2 rRNA genes (1 of these 2 cut by a window edge) are annotated in these 2,500 nt (G+C 52.6%); both read right to left on the bottom strand.

The window, feature by feature from the left end:
- Positions 1-1,072 (bottom strand): 23S ribosomal RNA (locus tag AXI57_RS07580); it reaches 1,856 nt to the left of the window's first position.
- 162 nt (positions 1,073-1,234) lie between these two features.
- A 16S ribosomal RNA gene (locus tag AXI57_RS07575) occupies positions 1,235-2,500 on the bottom strand; the annotation flags it as partial.

Raw genomic sequence — 2,500 nt, 5'->3', positions numbered from 1 at the left:
TCCACTTAACGTATACTTTGGGACCTTAGCTGGCGGTCTGGGCTGTTTCCCTTTCGACTACGGATCTTATCACTCGCAGTCTGACTCCTAAGGATAAGTCATTGGCATTCGGAGTTTGACTGAATTCGGTAACCCGGTAGGGGCCCCTAGTCCAATCAGTGCTCTACCTCCAAGACTCTTACCTTAAGGCTAGCCCTAAAGCTATTTCGGAGAGAACCAGCTATCTCCAGGTTCGATTGGCATTTCACCCCTACCCACACCTCATCCCCGCACTTTTCAACGTGCGTGGGTTCGGGCCTCCATTCAGTGTTACCTGAACTTCACCCTGGACATGGGTAGATCACCTGGTTTCGGGTCTACGACCACGTACTCATGCGCCCTATTCAGACTCGCTTTCGCTGCGGCTCCGCATCTTCTGCTTAACCTTGCACGGGATCGTAACTCGCCGGTTCATTCTACAAAAGGCACGCCATCACCCGTTAACGGGCTCTGACTACTTGTAGGCACACGGTTTCAGGATCTGTTTCACTCCCCTTCCGGGGTGCTTTTCACCTTTCCCTCACGGTACTGGTTCACTATCGGTCACTAGGGAGTATTTAGCCTTGGGAGATGGTCCTCCCGGATTCCGACGGAATTTCACGTGTTCCGCCGTACTCAGGATCCACTCTGGAGAGAACGAAGTTTTGACTACAGGGCTGTTACCTGCTATGGCGGGCCTTTCCAGACCTCTTCATCTACCTCGTTCCTTTGTAACTCCGTATAGAGTGTCCTACAACCCCAAGAGGCAAGCCTCTTGGTTTGGGCTGATCCCGTTTCGCTCGCCGCTACTCAGGGAATCGCATTTGCTTTCTCTTCCTCCGGGTACTTAGATGTTTCAGTTCCCCGGGTCTGCCTTCTCATATCCTATGTATTCAGATATGGATACCACTCCATTACGAGTGGTGGGTTTCCCCATTCGGAAATCTCCGGATCAAAGCTTGCTTACAGCTCCCCGAAGCATATCGGTGTTCGTCCCGTCCTTCATCGGCTCCTAGTGCCAAGGCATCCACCGTGCGCCCTTTCTAACTTAACCGTTAAAAAAGAATCACTACAGTTATTCTTGGTCTTACTTTTGAATGTGATGTCTTACTTATCGTTATCTAGTTTTCAAAGAACANNTCCTTCAAAACTAAACAAGACAGGGAACGTACTGTTTATAAGACCCAAGGTCTTATATTCCGTTAAATATCCTTAGAAAGGAGGTGATCCAGCCGCACCTTCCGATACGGCTACCTTGTTACGACTTCACCCCAATCATCTGTCCCACCTTCGGCGGCTGGCTCCATAAAGGTTACCTCACCGACTTCGGGTGTTACAAACTCTCGTGGTGTGACGGGCGGTGTGTACAAGGCCCGGGAACGTATTCACCGCGGCATGCTGATCCGCGATTACTAGCGATTCCAGCTTCACGCAGTCGAGTTGCAGACTGCGATCCGAACTGAGAACAGATTTGTGGGATTGGCTTAACCTCGCGGTCTCGCTGCCCTTTGTTCTGTCCATTGTAGCACGTGTGTAGCCCAGGTCATAAGGGGCATGATGATTTGACGTCATCCCCACCTTCCTCCGGTTTGTCACCGGCAGTCACCTTAGAGTGCCCAACTGAATGCTGGCAACTAAGATCAAGGGTTGCGCTCGTTGCGGGACTTAACCCAACATCTCACGACACGAGCTGACGACAACCATGCACCACCTGTCACTCTGCCCCCGAAGGGGAAGCCCTATCTCTAGGGGTGTCAGAGGATGTCAAGACCTGGTAAGGTTCTTCGCGTTGCTTCGAATTAAACCACATGCTCCACCGCTTGTGCGGGCCCCCGTCAATTCCTTTGAGTTTCAGTCTTGCGACCGTACTCCCCAGGCGGAGTGCTTAATGCGTTAGCTGCAGCACTAAGGGGCGGAAACCCCCTAACACTTAGCACTCATCGTTTACGGCGTGGACTACCAGGGTATCTAATCCTGTTCGCTCCCCACGCTTTCGCTCCTCAGCGTCAGTTACAGACCAGAGAGTCGCCTTCGCCACTGGTGTTCCTCCACATCTCTACGCATTTCACCGCTACACGTGGAATTCCACTCTCCTCTTCTGCACTCAAGTTCCCCAGTTTCCAATGACCCTCCCCGGTTGAGCCGGGGGCTTTCACATCAGACTTAAGAAACCGCCTGCGAGCCCTTTACGCCCAATAATTCCGGACAACGCTTGCCACCTACGTATTACCGCGGCTGCTGGCACGTAGTTAGCCGTGGCTTTCTGGTTAGGTACCGTCAAGGTGCCGCCCTATTTGAACGGCACTTGTTCTTCCCTAACAACAGAGCTTTACGATCCGAAAACCTTCATCACTCACGCGGCGTTGCTCCGTCAGACTTTCGTCCATTGCGGAAGATTCCCTACTGCTGCCTCCCGTAGGAGTCTGGGCCGTGTCTCAGTCCCAGTGTGGCCGATCACCCTCTCAGGTCGGCTACGCATCGT

The sequence above is a fragment of the Bacillus atrophaeus genome, from assembly GCF_001584335.1.
Lineage (GTDB): Bacteria > Bacillota > Bacilli > Bacillales > Bacillaceae > Bacillus > Bacillus atrophaeus.
The sequence above is the reverse complement of the archived record's forward strand: the minus strand, read 5'-3'. Positions and strand labels throughout refer to the sequence as shown.